Source organism: Phyllobacterium sp. SB3 (assembly GCF_040009165.1).
In the GTDB taxonomy this organism is placed as follows: domain Bacteria; phylum Pseudomonadota; class Alphaproteobacteria; order Rhizobiales; family Rhizobiaceae; genus Phyllobacterium.
Window position 1 is genome coordinate 75,034 of sequence record NZ_JBDYKI010000001.1, and the last position, 21,665, is coordinate 96,698.

Annotated in this window: 26 protein-coding genes and 1 tRNA gene; 15 read left to right on the top strand and 12 right to left on the bottom strand. The window is 54.8% G+C overall.

Annotation, left to right across the window (positions count from 1 at the left end; all coding sequences use genetic code 11):
* Nucleotides 1–26: 26 nt before the first annotated feature.
* Nucleotides 27–833 (bottom strand): DUF3108 domain-containing protein, encoded by an 807-nt coding sequence (locus ABKW30_RS00380; protein ID WP_348596039.1) that lies wholly within the window; start codon nucleotides 831–833, stop codon nucleotides 27–29.
* A gap of 271 nt (nucleotides 834–1,104) precedes the next feature.
* On the opposite strand from ABKW30_RS00380, the gene rpmB reads away from it, so the two are divergent.
* Nucleotides 1,105–1,407: a 50S ribosomal protein L28 gene (rpmB, locus tag ABKW30_RS00385; protein WP_008127961.1), complete on the top strand. Its 303-nt coding sequence runs from the start codon at nucleotides 1,105–1,107 to the stop codon at nucleotides 1,405–1,407.
* Nucleotides 1,408–1,489: 82 nt separating this feature from the next.
* Nucleotides 1,490–2,140 (top strand): queuosine precursor transporter, encoded by a 651-nt coding sequence (locus ABKW30_RS00390; protein ID WP_348596040.1) that lies wholly within the window; start codon nucleotides 1,490–1,492, stop codon nucleotides 2,138–2,140.
* Here the strand turns inward: ABKW30_RS00390 and ABKW30_RS00395 are convergent.
* From ABKW30_RS00395 to ABKW30_RS00410, 4 genes are all read right to left on the bottom strand, one after another.
* On the bottom strand, nucleotides 2,113–3,126 hold the full coding sequence (locus tag ABKW30_RS00395) for an esterase-like activity of phytase family protein (RefSeq protein WP_348596041.1): 1,014 nt from the start codon (nucleotides 3,124–3,126) through the stop codon (nucleotides 2,113–2,115). The genes ABKW30_RS00390 and ABKW30_RS00395 overlap by 28 nt on opposite strands.
* 1 nt (nucleotide 3,127) lies before the next feature.
* Entirely contained in the window at nucleotides 3,128–5,017 is a 1,890-nt protein-coding gene (gene cobT / locus ABKW30_RS00400) for a cobaltochelatase subunit CobT (RefSeq protein WP_348596043.1), read from the bottom strand.
* A gap of 14 nt (nucleotides 5,018–5,031) precedes the next feature.
* Nucleotides 5,032–6,018 carry a cobaltochelatase subunit CobS gene (gene cobS / locus ABKW30_RS00405; RefSeq protein WP_348597544.1) on the bottom strand — a complete coding sequence of 329 codons (987 nt, stop codon included), beginning with the start codon at nucleotides 6,016–6,018 and terminating at the stop codon, nucleotides 5,032–5,034.
* Between the two features lie 79 nt (nucleotides 6,019–6,097).
* Nucleotides 6,098–6,751, bottom strand: a complete 654-nt coding sequence (locus ABKW30_RS00410) for a J domain-containing protein (protein WP_348596044.1) — start codon at nucleotides 6,749–6,751, stop codon at nucleotides 6,098–6,100.
* A 133-nt stretch (nucleotides 6,752–6,884) separates the two neighbouring features.
* Between ABKW30_RS00410 and ABKW30_RS00415 the strand changes: the two genes are divergently transcribed.
* The 3 genes from ABKW30_RS00415 (at nucleotide 6,885) to ABKW30_RS00425 (ending at nucleotide 7,742) form a co-directional block, all read left to right on the top strand.
* Complete coding sequence (locus ABKW30_RS00415) at nucleotides 6,885–7,187, top strand: BolA family protein (RefSeq protein WP_348596046.1); 303 nt, start codon at nucleotides 6,885–6,887, stop codon at nucleotides 7,185–7,187.
* Nucleotides 7,188–7,261: 74 nt separating this feature from the next.
* The gene (locus ABKW30_RS00420) at nucleotides 7,262–7,489 is read left to right on the top strand and encodes a DUF6290 family protein (protein WP_348596047.1); all 228 of its coding nucleotides are present in this window, start codon (nucleotides 7,262–7,264) and stop codon (nucleotides 7,487–7,489) included.
* Nucleotides 7,473–7,742, top strand: a complete 270-nt coding sequence (locus ABKW30_RS00425) for a type II toxin-antitoxin system RelE/ParE family toxin (protein WP_348596049.1) — start codon at nucleotides 7,473–7,475, stop codon at nucleotides 7,740–7,742. Before ABKW30_RS00420 ends, ABKW30_RS00425 begins: the two co-directional genes overlap by 17 nt.
* A 19-nt stretch (nucleotides 7,743–7,761) precedes the next feature.
* Here ABKW30_RS00425 and ABKW30_RS00430 read toward each other — a convergent pair whose 3' ends face one another.
* The 3 genes from ABKW30_RS00430 to ABKW30_RS00440 are packed head-to-tail and all read right to left on the bottom strand — an operon-like array spanning nucleotide 7,762 to nucleotide 10,807.
* On the bottom strand, nucleotides 7,762–9,051 hold the full coding sequence (locus ABKW30_RS00430) for an HlyC/CorC family transporter (protein WP_348596051.1): 1,290 nt from the start codon (nucleotides 9,049–9,051) through the stop codon (nucleotides 7,762–7,764).
* Nucleotides 9,048–10,175: a 3-dehydroquinate synthase gene (gene aroB / locus ABKW30_RS00435; protein WP_348596053.1), complete on the bottom strand. Its 1,128-nt coding sequence runs from the start codon at nucleotides 10,173–10,175 to the stop codon at nucleotides 9,048–9,050. The genes ABKW30_RS00430 and aroB overlap by 4 nt, the downstream gene beginning before the upstream one ends.
* On the bottom strand, nucleotides 10,175–10,807 hold the full coding sequence (locus ABKW30_RS00440; RefSeq protein ID WP_348596054.1) for a shikimate kinase: 633 nt from the start codon (nucleotides 10,805–10,807) through the stop codon (nucleotides 10,175–10,177). Before ABKW30_RS00440 ends, aroB begins: the two co-directional genes overlap by 1 nt.
* 241 nt (nucleotides 10,808–11,048) lie before the next feature.
* Between ABKW30_RS00440 and ABKW30_RS00445 the strand changes: the two genes are divergently transcribed.
* From ABKW30_RS00445 to ABKW30_RS00465, 5 genes are all read left to right on the top strand, one after another.
* On the top strand, nucleotides 11,049–11,210 hold the full coding sequence (locus tag ABKW30_RS00445) for a histidine kinase (RefSeq protein WP_348596055.1): 162 nt from the start codon (nucleotides 11,049–11,051) through the stop codon (nucleotides 11,208–11,210).
* Between the two features lie 4 nt (nucleotides 11,211–11,214).
* A complete protein-coding gene (gene xerD / locus ABKW30_RS00450; protein ID WP_348596056.1) occupies nucleotides 11,215–12,141 on the top strand; it encodes a site-specific tyrosine recombinase XerD in 927 nt (308 codons plus the stop codon).
* A gap of 99 nt (nucleotides 12,142–12,240) precedes the next feature.
* Complete coding sequence (locus ABKW30_RS00455) at nucleotides 12,241–12,762, top strand: hypothetical protein (protein WP_348596057.1); 522 nt, start codon at nucleotides 12,241–12,243, stop codon at nucleotides 12,760–12,762.
* Nucleotides 12,763–12,901: 139 nt separating this feature from the next.
* Nucleotides 12,902–13,855 carry an acetyl-CoA carboxylase carboxyltransferase subunit alpha gene (locus tag ABKW30_RS00460; RefSeq protein WP_348597546.1) on the top strand — a complete coding sequence of 318 codons (954 nt, stop codon included), beginning with the start codon at nucleotides 12,902–12,904 and terminating at the stop codon, nucleotides 13,853–13,855.
* Nucleotides 13,856–13,951: 96 nt separating this feature from the next.
* A tRNA-Arg gene (locus tag ABKW30_RS00465) sits at nucleotides 13,952–14,028 on the top strand.
* Between the two features lie 33 nt (nucleotides 14,029–14,061).
* On the opposite strand, the gene ABKW30_RS00470 is transcribed toward ABKW30_RS00465, so the two are convergent.
* Entirely contained in the window at nucleotides 14,062–14,982 is a 921-nt protein-coding gene (locus tag ABKW30_RS00470) for an AraC family transcriptional regulator (RefSeq protein ID WP_348597548.1), read from the bottom strand.
* A 97-nt stretch (nucleotides 14,983–15,079) separates the two neighbouring features.
* On the opposite strand from ABKW30_RS00470, the gene ABKW30_RS00475 reads away from it, so the two are divergent.
* Both ABKW30_RS00475 and ABKW30_RS00480 read left to right on the top strand, forming a co-directional pair.
* Nucleotides 15,080–15,823 (top strand): SDR family oxidoreductase, encoded by a 744-nt coding sequence (locus tag ABKW30_RS00475; protein WP_348596058.1) that lies wholly within the window; start codon nucleotides 15,080–15,082, stop codon nucleotides 15,821–15,823.
* A 281-nt stretch (nucleotides 15,824–16,104) separates the two neighbouring features.
* On the top strand, nucleotides 16,105–16,578 hold the full coding sequence (locus ABKW30_RS00480; RefSeq protein WP_348596059.1) for a VOC family protein: 474 nt from the start codon (nucleotides 16,105–16,107) through the stop codon (nucleotides 16,576–16,578).
* Nucleotides 16,579–16,683: 105 nt separating this feature from the next.
* Here the strand turns inward: ABKW30_RS00480 and ABKW30_RS00485 are convergent, their stop codons facing one another.
* Both ABKW30_RS00485 and ABKW30_RS00490 read right to left on the bottom strand, forming a co-directional pair.
* Nucleotides 16,684–16,899: a hypothetical protein gene (locus tag ABKW30_RS00485; protein ID WP_348596060.1), complete on the bottom strand. Its 216-nt coding sequence runs from the start codon at nucleotides 16,897–16,899 to the stop codon at nucleotides 16,684–16,686.
* 126 nt (nucleotides 16,900–17,025) lie between these two features.
* Entirely contained in the window at nucleotides 17,026–17,829 is an 804-nt protein-coding gene (locus ABKW30_RS00490; protein WP_348596061.1) for a DUF2189 domain-containing protein, read from the bottom strand.
* Between the two features lie 227 nt (nucleotides 17,830–18,056).
* Here ABKW30_RS00490 and ABKW30_RS00495 point away from each other — a divergent pair, with 227 nt between their 5' ends.
* From ABKW30_RS00495 to ABKW30_RS00505, 3 genes are all read left to right on the top strand, one after another.
* Complete coding sequence (locus tag ABKW30_RS00495) at nucleotides 18,057–18,509, top strand: low affinity iron permease family protein (protein ID WP_348596062.1); 453 nt, start codon at nucleotides 18,057–18,059, stop codon at nucleotides 18,507–18,509.
* 247 nt (nucleotides 18,510–18,756) lie between these two features.
* A complete protein-coding gene (locus ABKW30_RS00500; protein ID WP_008127986.1) occupies nucleotides 18,757–18,906 on the top strand; it encodes a DUF1127 domain-containing protein in 150 nt (49 codons plus the stop codon).
* A gap of 198 nt (nucleotides 18,907–19,104) precedes the next feature.
* Entirely contained in the window at nucleotides 19,105–20,670 is a 1,566-nt protein-coding gene (locus ABKW30_RS00505) for a VOC family protein (protein WP_348596063.1), read from the top strand.
* Between the two features lie 19 nt (nucleotides 20,671–20,689).
* On the opposite strand, the gene ABKW30_RS00510 is transcribed toward ABKW30_RS00505, so the two are convergent.
* Nucleotides 20,690–21,643 carry a ring-cleaving dioxygenase gene (locus tag ABKW30_RS00510; RefSeq protein ID WP_348596064.1) on the bottom strand — a complete coding sequence of 318 codons (954 nt, stop codon included), beginning with the start codon at nucleotides 21,641–21,643 and terminating at the stop codon, nucleotides 20,690–20,692.
* Between the last annotated feature and the right edge of the window lie 22 nt (nucleotides 21,644–21,665).

Genomic DNA, 21,665 nt, shown 5'->3' on the forward strand with positions numbered 1-21,665 from the left:
CAAATCAACAGGCGGCGCGCAGCCGCTTACTGTGTCTTCTCGAAACGGGTTGCGTAAACACTCACCGTGCCGATCTGCGTGCCGATTTTCGCCTGCACCGGCGAATAGATACCGGACTTGCCAAGCGATGCAAAGGTCAGACTGATCTTGCTGGAGTTTTTCAGATATTCGATGGCTTTCCGGCCGGATTGATAGCCGGAAATCGGCACGAATTTTGCTGAGCAGGTGATGGCGTCACCCTTGAAACCATCGGTAGCGAAAGGCTGCGGTTTACTCTCCGGCGAGAGCCTCAGATCAATGCGGGTTTGCCCGTCATACATATGCAGCGTCTTCGAGCATATCTGATCCAGATTGTCAGCAGCCACCATCACGCCGGAAAGCGGGTCAGCGACAGATTTCAGATCATCGGGTTTCAGTTCGACCCAGTTTTTCTTCTTCTTGATCGGCGGTACATTCACAGTCGCCGTCACATTGCCATTGGCAAAAGCAATCGTTGTGGTCTTGTTGCGTTTGCCGTGCTTGTACTTCACCACATACGAACCCGGCACCGGACCGGCCTCACTGTACTGGCCTTTCGCATCAAGCGTACCGCTCGTGTCGTCAAACAGACTGCCAAGCCCTGAACTCATCAATTTGCCATTGACCTCATAGGTACGGCTATCGGAAACGTTGGTCGAGAAGCTGGCGCGTGCGATAGTCAAGCCATACAGCGAAACGCGATATTCCGACTTGTAGATTTGCGCGGCATCTGCCTCTGTCGCTACCAAGCTGGTAGAAGCAGCAAAGCAGACCGCCATCAATATCCGACTGGAGAGATGCCAACTGGCTGTCATTTTGTCATATTCCTGTCCAACGCAGTCCCTGATGGTACTGCTCGTTTATAAAGCAGGCAAAGTTGTGTTAAACACAGCGTGATCAGGATGAAATACACAGTCCATGGCCTAAACAGCGCATATACACACTTGACGCGTGAGGCTCATATCACTATAGAAACGCAACTTCCCAATAGGCCGCCTTTCCGAAAGCTGAGCCGCTGCGTGGCAACATGCGATGGCAAAAGACAGAATTTGGATCGGCGGGAATGAAATTTAAAGGTGAGACCCAATGTCCCGCACATGTGAATTGACCGCCAAGTCGGTCCAGTACGGCAACAATGTGAGCCACGCGAACAACCGTACGCGCCGCCGCTTTTTGCCAAATCTTTGCCAGGTAACACTGATTTCCGAAGCTTTGGGTCAGAGCTATCGTCTGCGCGTTACAGCTCATGCGCTTCGCAGCGTCGAGCATCGCGGTGGTCTGGATGCATTCCTGGTCAAGGCTGACGAGAAGGAGCTGTCACAGCGTGCCCGTCTCCTGAAGCGCCAGATTGCCAAGAAGCTTCTCGAAGCTCCGGTTGCTGCTGCTTAATTAGCACTGCATCATTGCTTGATCATCAGGGCCAGCATATGCTGGCCTTATTCTTGCTGGTTCCATTACCCAGGATAAAAAAATGCCGCTCAGCCGCGCTTATTCCCTGACCGATTTCGTTTTGCCCGTTCTGGCCATGTGCGCCGTCGTGGCTGCGTCCAATATTCTCGTTCAATATCCATTCAATCATTTCGGATTGGGCGAGATTCTTACGTATGGCGCATTCACCTATCCCATAGCGTTTCTGGTAAACGACCTCTCCAACCGCAGGTTCGGCCCGGTCTTTGCGCGCCGCGTTGTTTATGCTGGCTTTGCCATTGCCGTCGTCCTGTCAGTCTGGCTTGCAACGCCGCGTATCGCCATCGCATCCGGTACAGCTTTTCTTACAGCGCAGCTTCTCGATATCACCGTCTTCAGCAAGCTGCGTCAGCTCACATGGTGGAAAGCGCCATTCGCCTCGGCAATATGTGGATCGTTGCTGGATACGCTGCTGTTTTTCTCCATCGCTTTTGCCGCACATTTTGCGTGGATTGATACGATGACCGGCCAGCCCGATTCGTCCCTTGCAATGCCTGTGCCCTTCTTCAGCTCTGAGATCCCGCTATGGGCATCGCTTGGCTTCGGCGACCTGCTCGTCAAGATCGTGATGGCGGTGGTCATGCTGGTGCCTTATGGCGCAGTCCTCGCCATCTTCGCACCTGCCATCTATTCGGCCAACCGGAATTCCAGATAGAGATTTCTCTGGACGACAGAAAAATTGTCGTCCGACATCATCGATACGCGAGTCGACCCATCGGCGGCCTGCCAGACATCCAATCCCTCCATATTGTCGATCTGGTAGCTCAGATCCGCATCAAGCAGCATTGGCCCATCCACAGTTACACCCGGCTTGATTGAATCGCCCGAAATGCGGCGAAGGCGTATGCTGATGCCAGTGATAATGCTGTATTTGCGCTCCAGCAGCAGAAGGTCGCCATCCGGCAGGAAATCTCCATCGCTAATGTCAAAACCATCCTTGCGCTGGACGTAGAACGTTCCCTTGCGTGGTCCCTCAAGCACAGCCGCAAAAATATTACCCGCCTTGTTGAGGCTCATCTCCGTCACAGCTACCCGCGCGCCCTGCAATGGACTGTTCGCAGGGGCATAGGCGACGGTTTCAATCCCGCGATTGGTTCTCAACTCTTCTTTTGGAATAGGCAGCGGCAGGATTTTTGGCAGCGAGGCGAAACTCTCCAGATCGAGCTTGTATTCGGCAATTCGGTGATTGCGTTCAAAAGACACCGTGACGGTCTGACCAGAGACGTTCATTCCCTCTGCATCGGAATCGCGCTTCCCATCGAGCGGCAAGCCATCACCGCCTAGAATAGGCGCCAGCCGGTAATCTTCGACAGCTACCGGCCTGCTCTTGGCATCGCGTACGATCCTCCCCGCATACCAGGAGCCGGTATCCGTAACACCGAGAAATCTGCGTCCCGCATCGAGAAAATGGAATGCGGACATGCTGCCGAAACGTTCACTCGCCGATGACATATCCAGACCGCCGATAAATTCGAATGAACCGAAACGCGTTTCTGCTGAACCGAGCCGGAAATTTGAAATGAACCGGGATTTGATTTGTATGGGCAATACGCCCGGCTCCTGCGCCAAGGCCGGAAAACAGGCTGTCGAAATGGCCAATGTCAACCAGACGCGCCAGCAAAGCAGCGCAACTGACCTCATCCTATCGGCGTCCGGCTTTTTTGCCGGCCGCGCGGCCCTGTTCTTCAAACAGGGAGGCAAGCTGCTCAGTCATCGCACCCGCAAGTTCTTCAGCATCAACAATCGTCACAGCACGACGGTAATAACGTGTCACATCATGGCCGATACCGATTGCGATCAGCTCAACGGGCGATTTTGTTTCGATCTCTTCGATTACCGCGCGCAAATGCCGTTCCAGATAATTGCCGGGGTTAACCGATAGTGTGCTGTCATCGACCGGCGCGCCATCCGAAATCATCATCAGGATGCGGCGCTGCTCAGGACGCGCCAGCAAACGCTGATACGCCCAAATCAACGCCTCACCATCGATGTTCTCCTTGAGGAGACCTTCACGCATCATAAGGCCAAGATTGCGCCGTGAGCGCCGCCAAGGGGCGTCAGCGCGCTTATAAACGATGTGGCGCAAATCATTCAGACGGCCCGGATTTGGCTGCTTGCCCCGTTCAAGCCATGCCTCTCGGGCTTGCCCGCCCTTCCACGCTTTCGTGGTGAAACCGAGAATTTCAACCTTGACGCCGCAACGTTCCAACGTGCGGGCCAGAATGTCAGCGCAAGTTGCTGCAACCGTTATAGGCCGCCCGCGCATTGAGCCGGAATTGTCTATGAGCAGCGTGACAACGGTGTCACGGAAATCCGTATCGCGCTCCATCTTGTAGGAAAGCGGCTGCGTCGGGTCGATCACGATACGCACCAGACGCGCACTATCGAGATATCCCTCTTCCAGATCAAAATCCCAAGAGCGGTTCTGCTGCGCCATCAGGCGGCGCTGCAGCCTGTTCGCAAGACGGCCGACAACGCCGGAAAGATTGGCAAGCTGCTTGTCAAGAAACGCGCGCAGACGCTCAAGCTCAGCCTCGTCGCAGAGTTCTTCTGCGTCAGTGGTCTCATCAAACTCCTGCGTATAGACCTTGTAACCGCTTTCCGAGCCAAGATTGGAGAAGGGCTGATTTGGACGCCGCGACTCGCCCGGAATTTCCGCGTCAGCATCCGAATCTTCATCCATATCGTCGGATGAGGCATCGGCGGCTTCCGTTTCGCCAGCCTGGCTGTCATCACTGGACGTATCGGAATCGTCATTCTCGGACGAATCGCTGCCCTGATCTTCTTCGGAACCGCCTTCATTGTTTTCTTCGGGCTCGGGCTGATCTTCCTCGTTGCTCTGGCTGTCGTCGTCCTGGCTTTCCTGCGCCAGTTCTTCCGCCATCTCCATCGAGGCCAACATCTCGCGCACAACACGCGCGAATGCGTTCTGATCGTTGATCTTGTCGGACAGGTGATCGAGATCGGTTGCAGCCTTCTCCTCGATCCAATCGCGCCAGAGATCGAGCACATTTCCCGCTGATTCCGGAGCCTTGCGGCCCGTCAGCTTTTCACGCACCAGCAAAGCCACGGCTTCTTCAAGCGGTGCCTCGGCCTTGTCGGTAATTGCCGGGAAATTGGCGCGGGAATATTTATCCGCCAGCATCGACGTCAGGTTTTCAGCAACGCCTTCCATGCGCAGCGAACCGATAGCCTCGACACGCGCCTGTTCAACCGCATCATAGATCGCCCTCGCCTGCTTGCCTTCAGGAGCAAGTGTCGCATGGATGCGGTCATTGTGGCAGGCTTGGCGCAGCGCCATCGAATCGCCGATGCCACGCGTAACTGCAATATCATTGGCAGTCGGACGCTTGGGCAAATCCGGGAGGCGTGCGCGGTGACCGGTCAGTGCAGGCTTATCGTTGCCAAAGCCAACTTCCAACTCATGATCACCGGCAATTGCACGCATGCAGGCCGTGACAGCGCGCTTGAAGGGCTCGCTGTCAACCGGACCTTTCGGTACTGCACGTGAGTTGTCTCCGGGACCTGCCATTTTCTGCTGTGCTCTTAGCCCATAACCACGTTGGCGGTGGACTCAGGCAGTTCCTTGCCGAAAGCACGCTGGTAGAATTCGGCTACGATAGGGCGCTCCAGCTCATCGCACTTGTTGAGGAAGGTCAGGCGGAAAGCAAAGCCCACATCCTTGAAGATATCGGCATTCTCAGCCCATGTAATAACCGTACGCGGGCTCATGACGGTCGAAAGATCGCCATTGATGAAAGCAGCGCGGGTCATATCGGCAACGCGGACCATCTTCGAGACGATCTCCTTGCCTTCCTTGTTCTGGTAGTGCTTGGCCTTCGCAGCAACGATTGCCGCCTCATTGTCATGTGGCAGATAGTTGAGCGTCGTCACGATGGACCAGCGATCCATCTGCGCCTGATTGATCTGCTGCGTGCCATGGTAAAGGCCGGTGGTATCGCCGAGGCCGACAGTGTTTGCCGTTGCAAACAGGCGGAATGCCGGGTGCGGGCGGATAACGCGGCTCTGATCCAGAAGCGTCAGGCGACCGGATGATTCAAGCACGCGCTGGATAACGAACATCACATCCGGACGACCGGCATCATATTCGTCAAATACCAGAGCAACATTGTGCTGATAGGCCCAAGGCAGAATGCCATCGCGAAATTCCGTGATCTGCATACCTTCCTTAACGACGATCGCGTCCTTGCCGACGAGATCGATACGGCTGACGTGGCTGTCGAGATTGACGCGGACGCATGGCCAGTTGAGACGTGCGGCAACCTGCTCGATATGCGTGGATTTACCCGTCCCATGGTAGCCGGAAACCATGACACGACGGTTATAGGCAAAGCCTGCCAGAATGGCGAGCGTCGTCGCTTTATCGAACAGATAGTCCGTATCGATTTCCGGGACATAGGCATCGCCTGCCTTATAGGCCGGGACCATCATGTCGGACTGGAATCCGAAAAGCTTTTCTACAGAAACCGTTGTATCCGGCAAATTCGCAATATCGCGATCAACCTTGTTCATCATGCCTCCAGAGCGACTGCAAGGCAGACGCATAAAAATAGTGAACCTTGCGACAAGGTTCTGAATTCAACTCAAGGCTCTAGCAGAAACCGGCTGTCTTGAGCAATTGATAGGCCTGGATTACGTCACGGAAACGATCCTCGGAAGCCCGATCACCGCCGTTTGCATCGGGGTGGTGGCGCTTCACCAGCTCTTTATAGCGCGACTTTATGTCTTCGCCAGTAGCTTTTGCACCCAAACCGAGCGTGTCCAGCGCTTTTGACTCCAATGGCTTGAGCTTTCGTACGTGGACTCGCGCATTGTTGAAGACACTGTTGGGGTCGCGGAACCTGTTTTGATAGGCAGCGCGTCCAGATCGCAGCTTCGAAAAGTCCGGCGAAGTCTTGGCGCTTGCACTAGCCTGTGCACGTGTGCTCGCACTGGCCCCGGCTCCGCTGCCCGGCAGGCCTGCGACGGTCCATGTCGGGCGGTCACCGGTCAGGGCTTCCTTCTGGTAGCGCGCAACTTCTGTATCCGACAGGCCGGAGAAATAATTATAGCCCTTATTGTACTCGCGCACATGGTCGATACAGAAGTGGAAGAATTCGCCTTCCTTCTCACGGCCCACCGGCGCACGGTGCGGACCGGGCTTGTCACAACCGTCCCATTGGCAAACGGGTGTGCGCGATTTCTCCTCGTCCGCCTTCTTGGGGCGGATACGGATGCTGTCGAAATATTTAGAGCTTGTGGTCATCGAATAAAATTATCTTGGCTTGACGTGAATTGACATTCGCACACGGATTAACCTAACGCCTGAAATGGCGGTAAATTTGTGATCATGTTCGGATTTGCCAAATGAAACTACCATATGGGCTCAGGAGAACGAAATGTCCACTCAGTCAGCGATCGAAAACAAACTGACACAGGCTTTCCATCCCGTTTCATTGGCTGTCATCAATGAAAGTCACCTTCACGCAGGCCACCATCATTCTGACAGCGATCATCATGGCACATTTGACGGTTCAGGCGAAACGCATTTTCGCGTGCGGATTGTCGCGGAGGCTTTCGCCGGAATGTCCCGCGTTGCACGCCACCGTGCAATCAACGAAGTTCTCGATGCGGAACTGAAGGGCAGCGTTCACGCACTGGCACTGGAACCCGCAGCACCCGGCGAGGCAACGCGGCGTTAAAAGCCTCCTAAAGTGCTACTTGCAATTTTTGCGTAGCGTTGCGATATTTGTATCGCATGCTTTTGGAGCCCATCATGGCCATCTCAATCCGCTTACCGACAGATATAGAAAATCGACTGCAAAGTCTTGCGGACCTTACGGGCCGCAGTAAGACTTACTATGTGACTGAGGCAATAGTAGAGCATCTGGAAGATTTGGAAGATCTCTATTTGGCAGAGCGTGAGCTTGAGGCAATTCGTGCCGGAACTTCCACGACAACACCTCTAGCCGATGTGATGAAGCGCCATGGCTTGGGAAGTTGAGCTTTCCACGCTAGCCGAAAAGAACCTTGATAAACTTGACTCCAAAACTAAGAAGCGAATCCTGACATTCTTGCACGAACGCATAGTGCCACTGGACGATCCACGAACCATCGGTGAAGCCCTGAAAGGCTCGCGTTTAGGCGATTTCTGGAAATACCGAGTGGGTGATTACCGCATTATCGCGAGTATCGAAGACGGGCTTGTCAAAATTCTTATCGTTCGCATAGGTAATCGCCGCGACGTTTATCGCTAGTAAATGCGAAAACATTAAATCATCGCAGCTTCGGCTTTTCCTCATCTTCGATAGGCCGGATACGCAATCTCGTTATACGGTTCTTCTCGCGCTTGATGATCGTGAATCGCTTGCCATGAAACGTGTACGCCTGCTTTTCCTTAGGAATGCTCTGTGTCTCGTGAATGACAAGCCCCGCGATGGTCGTTGCCTCGGCATCCGGCAGATTCCAGTCCAGAGCGCGATTGAGATCGCGAATCGGCACTGAACCATCGACAAGAATGGAGCCATCGGGCTGCGGGCGCACACCCTGCATGTCTATGTCATGCTCGTCGGCTATATCCCCGACTATCTCCTCAAGGATATCCTCGAGCGTGATCAAACCCTGCACATCGCCATACTCATCGACCACAATTGCAATATGCGCCTTGCGCCGCAGAAACGCGTTGAGCTGGTCCTGAAGCGTGGTCGTATCCGGCACGAACCACGGCTTTGTCGCCACCTTCATTATGTTGATCTTGGAGAAGTCGCGATTGGCATCCCTGATCGCCCGCACAAGATCCTTGGCGTGGACAACACCGACAAAATTGTCGTTTGTGTCCCGCCACACGGGAATGCGCGTGTGATGGCTGGCGAGAATCTCGGTGATGATCGTTTCGATGGGATCGTCCGCATTGACCGAATCCATATCGGTGCGGTGGATCATCACATCATAGACTTCCAATTCGCGCAGATCGAGTAACCCGCCGATCTGGTCGCGGTCGCCCTTTACGACTGAGCCTTCCTTGTGAAGCAGATCGACAGCACCGCGAAGCTCTTCCTGCGCTGAGAGCATCGACGTTCCCGCAGCAAGATTAATCCCGAAAAGCGCCAGTATCTTGCGCACGATCCAGTTTACCAGATCTGAAATGGGACCGAATATCCACACGGCAATCTGGGCAAACCGCACAAGCGCCAGCGAATTTCGATCAGGGCTTGATATTGCCCAGGACTTTGGCAGAACTTCCGCAAAAATCACCAGAAGTACCGTCATGATTGCCGTTGCATAGGCAACGCCCGCCTGACCGAAAAGGTCCAGCAACATACTGGTTGTCAGCGACGAGGCCAGAATATTGATAAGGTTATTGCCGATCAGCATGACGCCGATCAACCTGTCGCGCTTTTCTATGAGCTTTTCGACAATCGTTGCGCGTTCGTCGCCACGATTGGCGAGCCGATGCATACGGGCACGCGAAACCGCCGTCAGCGCGGTTTCAGACCCCGAAAACAGACCGGACATCAGGATCAAACCGAAAATAATTCCGCAAAAGATCCAGATTTCCAAAGTCATCTTTTATCTTTCTCCTGAAGGAAGCTCAGGACCGCTGAGGGCGGAACATCCTTGGCAATGAATGACTGGCCTATACCGCGCGTAAGAATGAAGGTAAGCGCGCCCCGCGCAACCTTTTTATCCTGCGCAATATATTCCATCAGCTTTTCCGCTGGAGGAAGTTCCCCGGGGATTTCATCGATGGAAACCGGCAGACCAACGGCGCGCAAATGCTTTTCCACACGCAACGCATCATCCGGGCTCGCCAGATTCATTTTGGCCGAAAACTGATGCGCCAATACCATGCCGATCGAAACGCCCTCGCCGTGAACGAGCCGTGCGGAATCATATTTGGTCGCCGTCTCAAGCGCGTGGCCGAATGTATGGCCAAGATTGAGGAGCGCCCTGTCCCCCATCTCGAATTCGTCTCGTGTAACCACATCGGCCTTGGACTGACAGGCGATGGCAATCGCCTCTGTTCGTTCCGGTCCGCCATCGAAAATACCGCGCCAGTTGGCTTCAAGCCAGGCAAAAAAGTCGGGGCGATCAATCAGTCCATACTTAGCAACTTCCGCATATCCCGCGCGGAATTCACGCAGGGAAAGCGTGTTCAGCACATCGGTGTCAGCCAGAACCAACTGCGGCTGGTAGAATACACCGACAAGATTTTTGCCGTGCGAGGTGTTGATACCAGTCTTCCCGCCAACAGAGCTGTCGACCTGAGCCAGCAAAGAAGTTGGTATCTGCACAAACCCCATGCCACGGCGCGCAATTCCTGCGGCGAATCCGGCAAGATCGCCAATCACGCCGCCCCCGAAGGCTATCACAATGTCGCCGCGCTCAAGTCTCGCGGCCAGAATGGCATTGGTAACAGTCTCAAGCGTCGCAAAGCATTTCGATTGCTCTCCCGGAGCAACCACAACCGGCGTCGATTCTATGCCCGCAACGCTGAGACTTGCCTGCAACCGCGCAAGATGCAGTTCCGCCACGGTCTCATCGCTGACAATTGCCGCACGCATTGTCTTGCCTGCCCGCGAGACGATTTCCTGTCCTGCACGTTCGATAAGGCCTGCCCCTATGAGTATGTCATAAGACCGGTCGCCCAGTTTGACCGGGACAATTGTGTTTTCAACCTGATCCATCATCACCCGGCGTCCTCATTCGTGTTTATCTCATGTGAATGGGCCTGCCCGTCCAGATGCACTGCGATAGCCTGCATCGCTTCGAAAGCGATGATTTCTTTCTTCTCTTCCCGCGAATTGATCGTCAGGTCAGCATGGCCATAGACCGGGTAGCGCTCACTCATCAGCCGCTCCATGACACTGCGCGGATCGCTATTCTTCAACAGCGGACGATTCTGCTTGCGCACAACACGCGCCATCAGAACGTCAAGCTCGGCTTTAAGCCATACGGAAACGCCGGTCGATGCGATTGCACCCCGCGTCTGCTCATTCATGTAAGCACCACCGCCTGTCGCCAGCACAATCGGGCCCTCTTCCAGCATGCGCGCGATGACGCGCCGCTCAAGGTCACGGAACTCCGCTTCTCCATAAGCTTCGAACAGTTCGGGGATGGTCATCGTCGAGACTTTTTCAATCTCGTGATCCGCGTCGAAAAAAGGCAACTCAACGAGTGACGCAAGCTTTTTACCAACTGTCGATTTGCCGGCGCCCATCAGGCCGACAAGTACGATTGAACGCGTGCCCAGCCGCTCGCGGATGGTTTTTGCCAGCTCCAGTGTTTCGTCAGGCAGGGGCGCTTCTTCGGTCGTAGTCATGACTGCGTTTCGACAGGAAAACCTTGGTCCAGTCAAGCGGACTGTAATGTGGCAGCAGGCTATTTTGCTTTTTGCACCGCCCCGATGCGTGGTTCGCCCTTCGACAAGCTCAGTACGAACTCCACCTCTCCGTCATCCTCGGGCTTGACCCGAGGATGACGGAGAGGTGGAGGGTCACCAAATTATTAAGAGTTTGGGCCCAAGATTATGGAACCGACCAATCGAGCTGCCTGATTCAGAAATGCCGACACTTACACGACTGATCATTACCCTCGCCGTTCTGGCAGGGCTTGTCTATGCCGGGATGATAGCGCTGGTAACCTTTGTTCATCCGACACAGACCGAAATGACCATTCGTGTGCCAAGCGAAAAGCTTAATCCCAAACCGCAACAGCCAAAGTAAAATCATGCGTGCTTCAACAGCCATCGAGAACTTTCTGGAAATGATGAGCGCCGAGCGTGGCGCGGCACAGAACACACTCGACTCCTACCGCCGCGATCTCGAAGACGCCGCATCTTTCAGTGCCGCAACCGGCATTCAGCTGCCATTGGCTGAACCCGTCACGATCCGCACCTATCTCGACGATATCGCCAATCGCGGCTTTGCTGCCACGTCGCAGGCCCGCCGCCTGTCGGCACTTCGCCAGTTCTTCCGTTTCCTCTATACGGAAAACATTCGCGCAGATGATCCAACGAGCACGCTTGATGCGCCCAAGAAAGATCGCTCCCTTCCAAAAATAATGAGCGAAGCCGATGTAGAGAAGCTGCTGGCCCGGGCGGAAGAAGAGACGCTTGACGCAAAAGCCTCCAACGCCGTGCACCTGCAGGCGCTGCGTCTTCATGCTTTGCTTGAAATTCTGTACGCGACAGGCTTGCGTGTCTCGGAGCTTGTCGGCCTGCCCGTGACGGTTGCGCGCTCCGACAATCGCTTTTTGATGGTGCGGGGCAAGGGATCAAAGGACCGTATGGTTCCGCTTTCCGGCAAGGCGCGCACAGCCATGATGAAATATCTTGAGTTGCGCGATGCCCTGCCCGGCCTTTCTGAAAGTCCGTGGCTGTTTCCGGCTGTCTCCGAAAGCGGCTTCCTCGCACGGCAGGTGTTCGGACGCGATCTCAAGGGGCTTGCTGCCCGTGCCGGTCTCAAGACTTCCTCAATCTCGCCGCACGTCCTACGTCATGCCTTTGCCAGCCACTTGCTTCAAAACGGTGCAGACCTGCGCGCGGTGCAGCAATTGCTTGGCCACTCAGATATTTCCACCACCCAAATATACACACATGTGATGGAGGAGCGCTTGCATCGGCTTGTCACCGAGCATCACCCTCTGGCAGACTAAGAGCAATTCCAGGAAAAATGTTCAGCGGTTTTCCGTCCGGCATTGCATAAAATGAAGACACTGACGGGCGCTTATGCACGTCAGAATTGTGGAAGTTCCATGTGGCGGTTGTTAAAACAACTGTTTGGAGGCAAGACCTCCCCATCGTCACCTGAAGATGACGGGGGTGAAATCGTTCGGTTTGACGATAACGGTTTCCATCGTTCCAGCAAGATGGCCCGCAACATGGGCTGGCGGCAGGATTGGAGCTGGGAGGAAGTTACCGCTTTCGGTTTTTCTTTTTCACCGGCAATGTTTCCGGACCCCTGGTTCGGCGATTATATGGAAGATGAATGGTTCGTCACGGTTCTGAATGAAAACGGTCCTGAAAACATCTTCTTCGACGCAGCTTGGCTCAATATAGACAGACTGCCACCCGCGCTTGTCAGGAACATGCCAGGGCTGGATATGGCAAGACTTCGGGAAGGCCTCGCCGCAGCGGCTGGCGGATATCACAATTACGAAGGTGAAGGACGATGGCAAGGCTGGAGTAAACCAGCGCCAAAACCGGCCAGACGCCCAAGGGCAAAGGTCAAAACTGTTCCTGCTGCAAAGCCCAAAATCAAAAAACAGGCCAAATAGTCACCACACCTTCGCCGGAATTCACCGTATAAGTTGCGCGGCTGGCAGCTCATATGGGGCATGGTTCCTTGACATGAGCGCTCGCAACAGCCAGTTAGGCTCTCAAGAAACCACCGTTTTGCAGGCAGATATTCAGTCCATGTACAACTATCTTGATTTTGAAAAGCCGGTAGCCGACCTCGATGGCAAGATTCTCGAGCTGAAAAAGCTTGCGGAGGAAGGTGGCGCGCTCGATACCAATGACGAGATCGTGCGGCTTGAAAAACGCTCGGGCGAAGCCTTGCGCGATCTTTACCGCAAGCTGACACCCTGGCAGAAGGCGCAGATCGCCCGCCATCCGGACCGGCCGCATTGTGTGGATTATATCGCCAAGCTCTTCACCGATTTCACGCCGCTTGCCGGTGATCGCAATTATGCCGATGACGATGCCGTACAGGCGGGCCTTGCCCGTTTCAACGGGCAGGCAGTTGCCGTCATCGGACAGGAAAAGGGCAGCGATACCAAGACCCGCCTGAAACACAATTTCGGCATGGCCATGCCCGAAGGTTATCGCAAGGCCGTCCGTATCATGGAACTCGCAGATCGCTTCAACCTGCCGGTCCTGACGCTTGTTGATACCGCAGGCGCGTTTCCGGGCATCGCTGCCGAAGAACGCGGGCAGGCCGAGGCCATTGCACGCTCGACTGCTGCCTGCCTCAACGTGAAAGTGCCAATCGTCTCCGTCATCATCGGCGAAGGCGGCTCAGGCGGTGCCATAGCCATCGCCACGGCCAACCGCGTCTATATGCTTGAACACTCCATCTATTCGGTTATCTCACCGGAAGGTGCTGCTTCGATTCTCTGGCATGATTCGACACGCGCCAAGGATGCGGCCACGTCAATGCGCATCACCGCACAGGATCTTTATGAACTGAAGATCATTGACGGCATCATCCCTGAGCCTCTGGGCGGTGCTCATCGCGGCCGTGAAGCGGCAATTGAAGCCACCGGAAACATCATCAATGTTGCGCTTAAATCCATGGGCAATATGGACCGCGATGCACTGCGGCAGGATCGCCGCGACAAGTATCTGGCAATAGGTCGCAACCTTTAAGAACAAATAGTTGCGGTTTTTTTGGAAACCGGCTTGCATTTCAGCAGCCAACCAATTAGGAACCGGCCTGCGCAGACGAACGCGCAATTGTGGCACGCGCCCGTAGCTCAGCTGGATAGAGCACCAGACTACGAATCTGGGGGTCAGAGGTTCGAATCCTTTCGGGCGCGCCATTCCATCAGTTGATGGGTTTCCCAACATATATATCAGGAACCAGCCAATGCCGGGACAGACGTGCCTCGGGCATAACGGCCTGGTGGCGATCCTGTGTAACGGCTGAATGCCGTGCTGAAGGTGCTGGCAGAGCCATAGCCGACACGTTCAGCAACTTCAGCTATATCTATCTCACGGCGGCGAAGCAGATCCTTTGCAAGCGCCATACGCCAAGCCAGAAGATATTCCATCGGCGGCAATCCGATATTGCGTGTGAAGCGATCAAAAAATGCAGATCGGGAAAGCGCCGCCTCCCTCGCAAGCTGCGCCATCGTCCATGGGCGAGCCGGATTCGCATGCATTTGCCGAATCGCTTCCGCCAGTCGAATATCCCCCAAGCCTCGCAGCAATCCTGCAGGAGCATCGCGGGTCTGTATCAACCGCAAGGATTCGACCAGCAAAATTTCTACCAGACGACTCAACACCAGATCACGGCCCGAGCGTTGTTGCGCGGCTTCTTCTGTTAGAAGCTTCACCAGCACGGACAGTCGTTCAACGCCGCGAACATGGACTTGTGCGGGAAGCAGCGAAACGAGCAGGCCGGAATCTTCACCGCCGAACACAAAGTAGCCGCCCAGCAACCGCACACTTGGCGGACCGCTCTGCGTTCCGTGACGGATTTCCTCCTCGGCAGATGCCGCCATATGAGGGTCAATGTGTTCAGGCCGGGCGTGCTCGAATCCCGATATGGTAAAGCCGGGCGTGGTCGGCAACAATACAAAGTCGCCTGCCTGCAACGTCACGACCTGTTGCCCATCGACAGCAAGACGGCATGCCCCTTCGATCACAACACAGAAACTCGGATAACCAAAATCCGTATAACGGACGGCCCATGGCTCTGCGCCGCTAATGCCTTTGGTAAATATGGCCTGCGGCTCTAACAGGCTTATGACTTCAGAAAGCGGATCAACCATAATCCGGACTATAACAAATAAAAAGTGGACTTTCAATCGTAGATAGTCCTGATCAGCGAGGCTAGCATGGGGCATCGAAACCAATCTGGATTCCATCATGAAAACCGTACTGATTACCGGCTGCTCATCCGGCTATGGCCTTGAGACAGCCCGCCACTTCCTCTCAAAAAACTGGAAAGTCATTGCCACTATGCGGGCGCCCCGCGAAGGCATCCTGCCCCTCTCACAATACCTTCGTCTTCTACCGCTGGATGTAACCAGTAATGAAAGTATCACGGCGGCTGTTGAAGCCGCAGGCCCCATTGACGCCCTCGTCAACAATGCGGGTATCGGAGTTGCCGGCGCATTTGAGGCTACGCCTATGGCACATATACGCAAAGTGTTTGAGACAAACACGTTTGGCGTGATGGCCATGACGCAGGCAGTAATCCCGCAATTCCGCGCTCGGAAATCCGGCGTTATCGTCAACGTGACTTCGAGCGCGACGTTGGCTCCAATGCCTTTGGCAGCAGCCTATACAGCCAGCAAGCAGGCCATAGAGGGCTTTACCGGCTCACTGGCGCATGAACTCGCACATTTCAACATAAGGGCAAAACTGGTGGAACCGGGATACGCCCCGACAACGAACTTCACCCGGAACACGGAAGTTGATGTTCAGGATCTCATTCCGGAAGCCTATGCCGATTTCGCAGCTCCAATCTTCGCCGGATTCGCCAGCCCGGCGCTTACAACCAGCGAAATCGATGTCGCGGAAGCGGTTTTTCATGCGGTGAACGACGATACCGGTCAACTTCGCTTCCCTGCGGGTGCCGATGCAGTTGCACTGGCACGCGCCTCTTGAGACACAATTCCGCGCCAGCCCACTTCTGGCGCGGATTGCCAACCTGCCCGATAATTTTCTCCACAATTTCCACTATCCTTAGCCTCGTGGAAAACCCGCTCGGCCTTTCAAAACTGCACCCTTCAAGAAAATAGGTTGACATCAACGTATTTTCTTGTTTTTTACGATGGACTGAACACCATGACGGTATTGCCCACGCCGATCAATGTTCGGTGGCAAGGGCATAGGATGCAATCCAAGGCACAGATTTCCTTGGCCGAAAGCAATAAAGGGAGAAGAAAATGAACAAGAACACGATCTGTCTTTGGTACAATAATGACGCGGAAGATGCGGCAAACTTCTATGCCAAGACCTTTCCCGACAGCTCGGTTGGAAAAGTGTTCCATGCGCCATCCGACTACCCGGGCGGCAAGGCAGGCGATGTTTTGACCATCGAATTCACTGTGTGTGGCGTACCATGCATCGGTCTTAATGGTGGCGACAGTTTCAAGCACAGCGAGGCGTTTTCTTTCCAGATTGCCACTGACAGCCAGGAAGAGACAGACCGCTATTGGAACGCAATCGTCGACAATGGCGGCACGGCAAGCGTTTGCGGTTGGTGCAAGGACAAATGGGGCCTGTCATGGCAGATCACGCCACACGTCCTGACCGATGCCAACGCCAAAGGCGGCGATATTGCTAAACGCGCATTCGAAGCAATGTTGGAAATGGACAAAATAGACATCGCCAAAATCGAAGCGGCCATACGCGGCTAGGTCATATGCATGGTTGTAGCGCCCCTGCAGAAGCGTCTAATGGAGCACATTCATTCCAGCGACAGGCGCGCTTTGCGCCTGTTCATGATGTTGTTAGTACCCACATTATTGAGGAGTGGTGGTCTTCGGCTCTGGTTCTGCAGTTGTCTGTGTTGGAACCGTATTTGCCGGAAACAGATACGTAGCCGCAGCGCTTAGAATAACAGTTGCCGCCCCTTGGATTTCGGGGGATGTCAGTTCCGGCGGGAGCGCATAACGCGAGGCAAACCAGCCTGCAACACCTCCGATAATCGATCCAATCAGCTTCGAATAGCTACCCATGTCGGTATTCCCTTCGCAAGGTTGGCGATTCTGGAAGGATAATAGCCGTTTACGTCAAATGCTAGTTTTGCCGGGAAATTTGACAAAATGCCCCGTTTCCCTACGAAACAGGGCATTCGGGGGTACCTACATCTCGTGTGCAGGCACAACTGCCCTGTAAAGGTGCCAAGTTGCATGGCCAAGCACGGGAATGAAGATCGCCAGCCCCACGAACAGGGTAGCAAAACCGACGAGCAGCATCGCCGCAACAATCAAACCCCAGACGATCATAGGCAGCGGGTTTTTCGCGACAGCACGGACTGATGTGGCTATTGCCGCATAAGCCCCGCCATCCCGGTCAAGCAGAAACGGAAACGCGATGACGGTCGTGCAAAGCACAAAAACTGCAAATACAAAACCAATTGCGTTGCCGAGCAGGATCATCCGCCAGCCTTCGGACGTGTTGAATACCTGATCCATGAAAACGCGGATCGAGGCTGGCGGTGTTTCACCGAACAGGTTGACATAAAGTGCCTGCGCGATCAGCAGCCATGCAACGAAAACCGCTACCAGCATTGCGCCCACCGCGAGAATGGACGGCACTGCGGGCGAATGGATCACTTCCCTTGCATGCCGCCACGACGTGTCCATGCCACGCTCGCGTCTGCGGCTGATTTCATAAAGTCCGATAGCGGCGAGCGGGCCGATCAGCGCGAAACCCGACATGAGCGGGAAAATCAGCGGCAAAGCATTGGCCCCGGAAGACCAGCGCATCAGCACCAGACCAGCCACGGGATAAATCAGACAGAGAAACACATAGTGCGACGGTTTTTCCCAAAAGTCGTCGAAGCCCTTGCGCAGGGCAGTGAAAACATCGCCAACCGTAATCTTGCGCACATCGGGATGGGCAACGCCTGCATCGGCGCCAGCAATCACGTGGAAATTCGCCATACTCATTCCTCCCTTGAAGTTCAGGGCAGTAAAGGCGCATAGCGACCACGTATCGGCCACCATGGACCTCAACCTGCATGAGACAAGCATACGCCCCTTGAAAATCTTTGGCCAGACGCGGGAAAACACAGATGCGTTATGGCGTCCTTGCCGGAACCAAAGGCCTCTCTTGAAGGTTATTGATCGCTGGACGTTCATCCGGCGAATACAATACGGGGAGGTTGCGCGTGTTCGGCAAGTTTTTCACTAAAGTCGCCAACGATGTCGCCTTGGCCGCGGGCAAACCCGTAACCTTCATTCTCTGTGTGGCAGTCGTCATCTTATGGGCTATCTGCGGCCCAATATTCGGCTTCACCGATACATGGCAGCTCATCATCAATACCGGCACCACGATCATCACCTTCCTCATGGTTTTTCTTATTCAGAACACCCAGAACCGCGACGGCGTTGCCATTCAGGCAAAGCTTGATGAATTGGTGCGGGTGAGCGAAGCAAAGAATGCCTTTATCGGCATCGAGCATCTGACCGAAGAGGAAGTCGAGAAGTTTAGAAGGCAGTGTGAAGCGGCTGCCAAGAGGGCTGACAAGGAACTCGAAGAGCGGGAGGCCGGGAAGAAAAAGGCTAAACCTGCATCGCGCCGGTCGCCTGCCAAGCCAGCTACCGCAAAAGCGCGGGCCTGAGGCCATTTTCTCCGTTAACGAATATGGCCGACTCCGGTAGTTTTGCAGCCGAATCCGCCATTTTTCTCAAATTTATGACTGATAGCGACAAATTAAAGGCGGAAACCTTTCATTTCAGGGGTTTAAAGGCCCATTTTACTGCAAACCAGCTATGCAAACTTGTGACTCCAAGTCCTTGGTGCGGTGCACTATATCCAGCTCACCGATCGATAACGATCCAACAAACAAAAGAACTTAGGTGAGTGAAATGAACTTGATCCGCTCTTACAACAACTGGCGCCGCTATCGTGACACTGTCACGGAATTGAACCGCCTGTCCGCACGTGAACTGAACGACCTCGGCATCTCCCGCGGTGATATCGCTTTCGTTGCGAAGAAGGCCGCTTCGGCATTCTAATTTATAAGACCTCCCACGTCCGTGGCACTCCTCCTCCCAGCCACGGCCGCATAAAGAACAGCGTTCCTCCCAGAGCCGTTCTTTACAAGTAACACCCATCGCTCCTCCCAGCGGTGGGTGTTCTTCTTTGTACCCTCTCCTGATTGCACGGCGTGCTCTTTCCCCCTATCAAGCGAACTCAGCAACAGAGGAAAGTCCATGGCAGGCGGCATTCACCACATCACCCTGATCACCCGCAAGGTTCAGTCGAATGTCGATTTCTACGTAGGGTTTCTGGGTCTTCGGCTGGTGAAACGTACCGGCGGCTATGAAGATGCCACGCAGCTCCACCTGCTTTATGGCGATGCTACAGGCACACCCGGCTCCCTTATTACTTTTCTCGTTTGGGAAGATGGCTCTCTTGGCCGCGTCGGCTATGGCCAGCCAAGCGAAGTGTCTTTCGCGATTGCCCCTGATAGTGTCGGCTTCTGGCTGACCCGTGCCCTGCAATACAACATAGCCGTAACCGGCCCGGCGCAGGAGTTTGGCGAAACTGTCCTGCGCATGCATGATCCTGACGGGGCGATCATCAAACTTGTCGGTACCGATGCCGTGAGCGTTGGCGATATCTGGGCCAGTGATGGCATCCCCCCCGCCGACGCCATCAGGCGCTTGCGTGGAGCAACGATCCTCACCGAGAAACCCGCTGAAACCACAGACTTCCTGAGCTGGCATTTTTCTTATGAAAGCGCAGATCAGAACGAAACGATCACGCGCATGACCTCCTCATCCGGCGACTGCATCGATGTTCGTGATGCAACCGGGTTCTGGAGTTCAGCGCCCGGCACTGGCACGATTGATCACATTGCATTCCGCGCGGCAGATATTCCCGAAGTGACAGTCACTTATGAGCGTCTGATCGCTGAAGGCGCGGATGCAACGGCAATGCATGATCGCAAATATTTCAACTCTATCTATGTGCGTGAGCCCGGCGGTTCTTTGCTGGAAATGGCGACGGACGGACCCGGCATGCTGATTGATGAACCACTCGAAACATTGGGGACAGAATTGTTCGTTCCCCCGCACTTTGCCGATCAAACAGAGAATGTAAAAATCATCCTGCCGCAATTCGGCCTGCCGAAAGAGCCGCGCTTCATTTATCGCGAACTGCCATTCATCCATCGTGTTTACACACCGGAGCCCGCTGACGGACCGGCATTTGTCCTGCTCCATGGCTCGGATGGCAGTGAGACAAGTCTCATGCCATTGGCTGCTAACATAGCGCCCGATGCAACACTCATAGGCGTTCGTGGCCGCAGCACGGAAGAAGGAACCGCCCGCTGGTTCCGCCGCTTTGGCCCGCTAAGCTTCGATCAGAAAGATATCCGTTCCGAGGCCGAGGCTTTTGCCGCTTTCATCGAGGGTGCCGTCGAAGCCTACCACCTCGATCTCGAGAACACGATCTTCATGGGATATTCCAATGGAGCAAATCTGCTGGCAGCGATGATGCAGTTGCATCCCGGCCTTGTGCGCAATGCAATCTTGCTGCGTGCAACCAAGGTGCTTGAAGAAACACCCGATGCTGATCTTGCCGGGACAAGAATTCTCAGCTTGACCGGCGATCACGATCTTTTCGGCGCACACGCCCCGGCGTTGGAAGCCGAGTTGCGTCAAGCGGGAGCCGATCTGGCGACTGTCAACGTTCCAGCCGGACACGAGACCAATCAGCACGATATCGACGCCGCCAGAAATTGGCTGGCAGAAACAAAAACAGGCCGGAACTGATCCGGCCTGTTTGTTGGTTTTATGCGAGTGGCTTGAGACCTGCTTCAATGGAAGCACGCTTTGCTTCAAGGAATGGAGGCAATGACAGCTCCTCGCCCAGCGTTTCCAATGGCTCGTCTACCGTGAAGCCCGGACCATCGGTCGCGATCTCGAACAGAATGCCATTTGGCTCGCGGAAGTAGAGCGAACGGAAGTAGTAACGCTCAACCTCACCGCTCGAAGGCATGCGGAAGCTTTTCAAACGCTCGGTCCACTCATGCAGCGCATTCACATCCGGGGCCCGGAACGCCACGTGATGCACCGCACCCGCACCCTGCCGTGCTGCCGGAAGGTCCGGCTGGACAGCGACGTGCAATTCGGCAGCAGGACCGCCCTCACCCATGGCAAAGACATGCACATGGCCCACGCCATCCGGATCAGCATAGTCGCGTACCTTTTTCATGTTCATCACATGCAGCAGGATCGCTTCAGTATTGGTGATGTCCGGCACGCTGATGGTGATAGGACCAAGGCCGCGAATCTGATGTTCCGCAGGCACGGGGCTCTTGTCCCATGGGTGGGAATCACCTGCACCGCCATCATCGATCAAACGAAAACGCTGGCCTTCACCATCTTCAAAATCCAGCGATGCATGACCACCTATTTCTGTTACCTCACCTGCCTTGACGCTCAATTCGGTAAAACGGGCCTTCCACCAGTCAAGACTGGCCTTGCTACCAACACGTAGACCGGTGCGGGAAATACTGTGCGTACCGCGACGTTCAGGCGCGGCTGGCCAGTCAAAGAAGGTCAAATCCGTACCCGGCGTTGCTTCACCATCCGCATAGAAAAGGTGATAGGCGCTGGTATCGTCCTGATTGACGGTCTTCTTGACCAGCCGCAAACCCAAAGTTTGCGTATAAAAGCGCACATTCTCGGGCGCGTTTGCCGTGATTGCAGTCAAATGGTGGATACCTGTCAGTTGCAAGCTCATGAAAGCCTCCTGCGTGATTGTT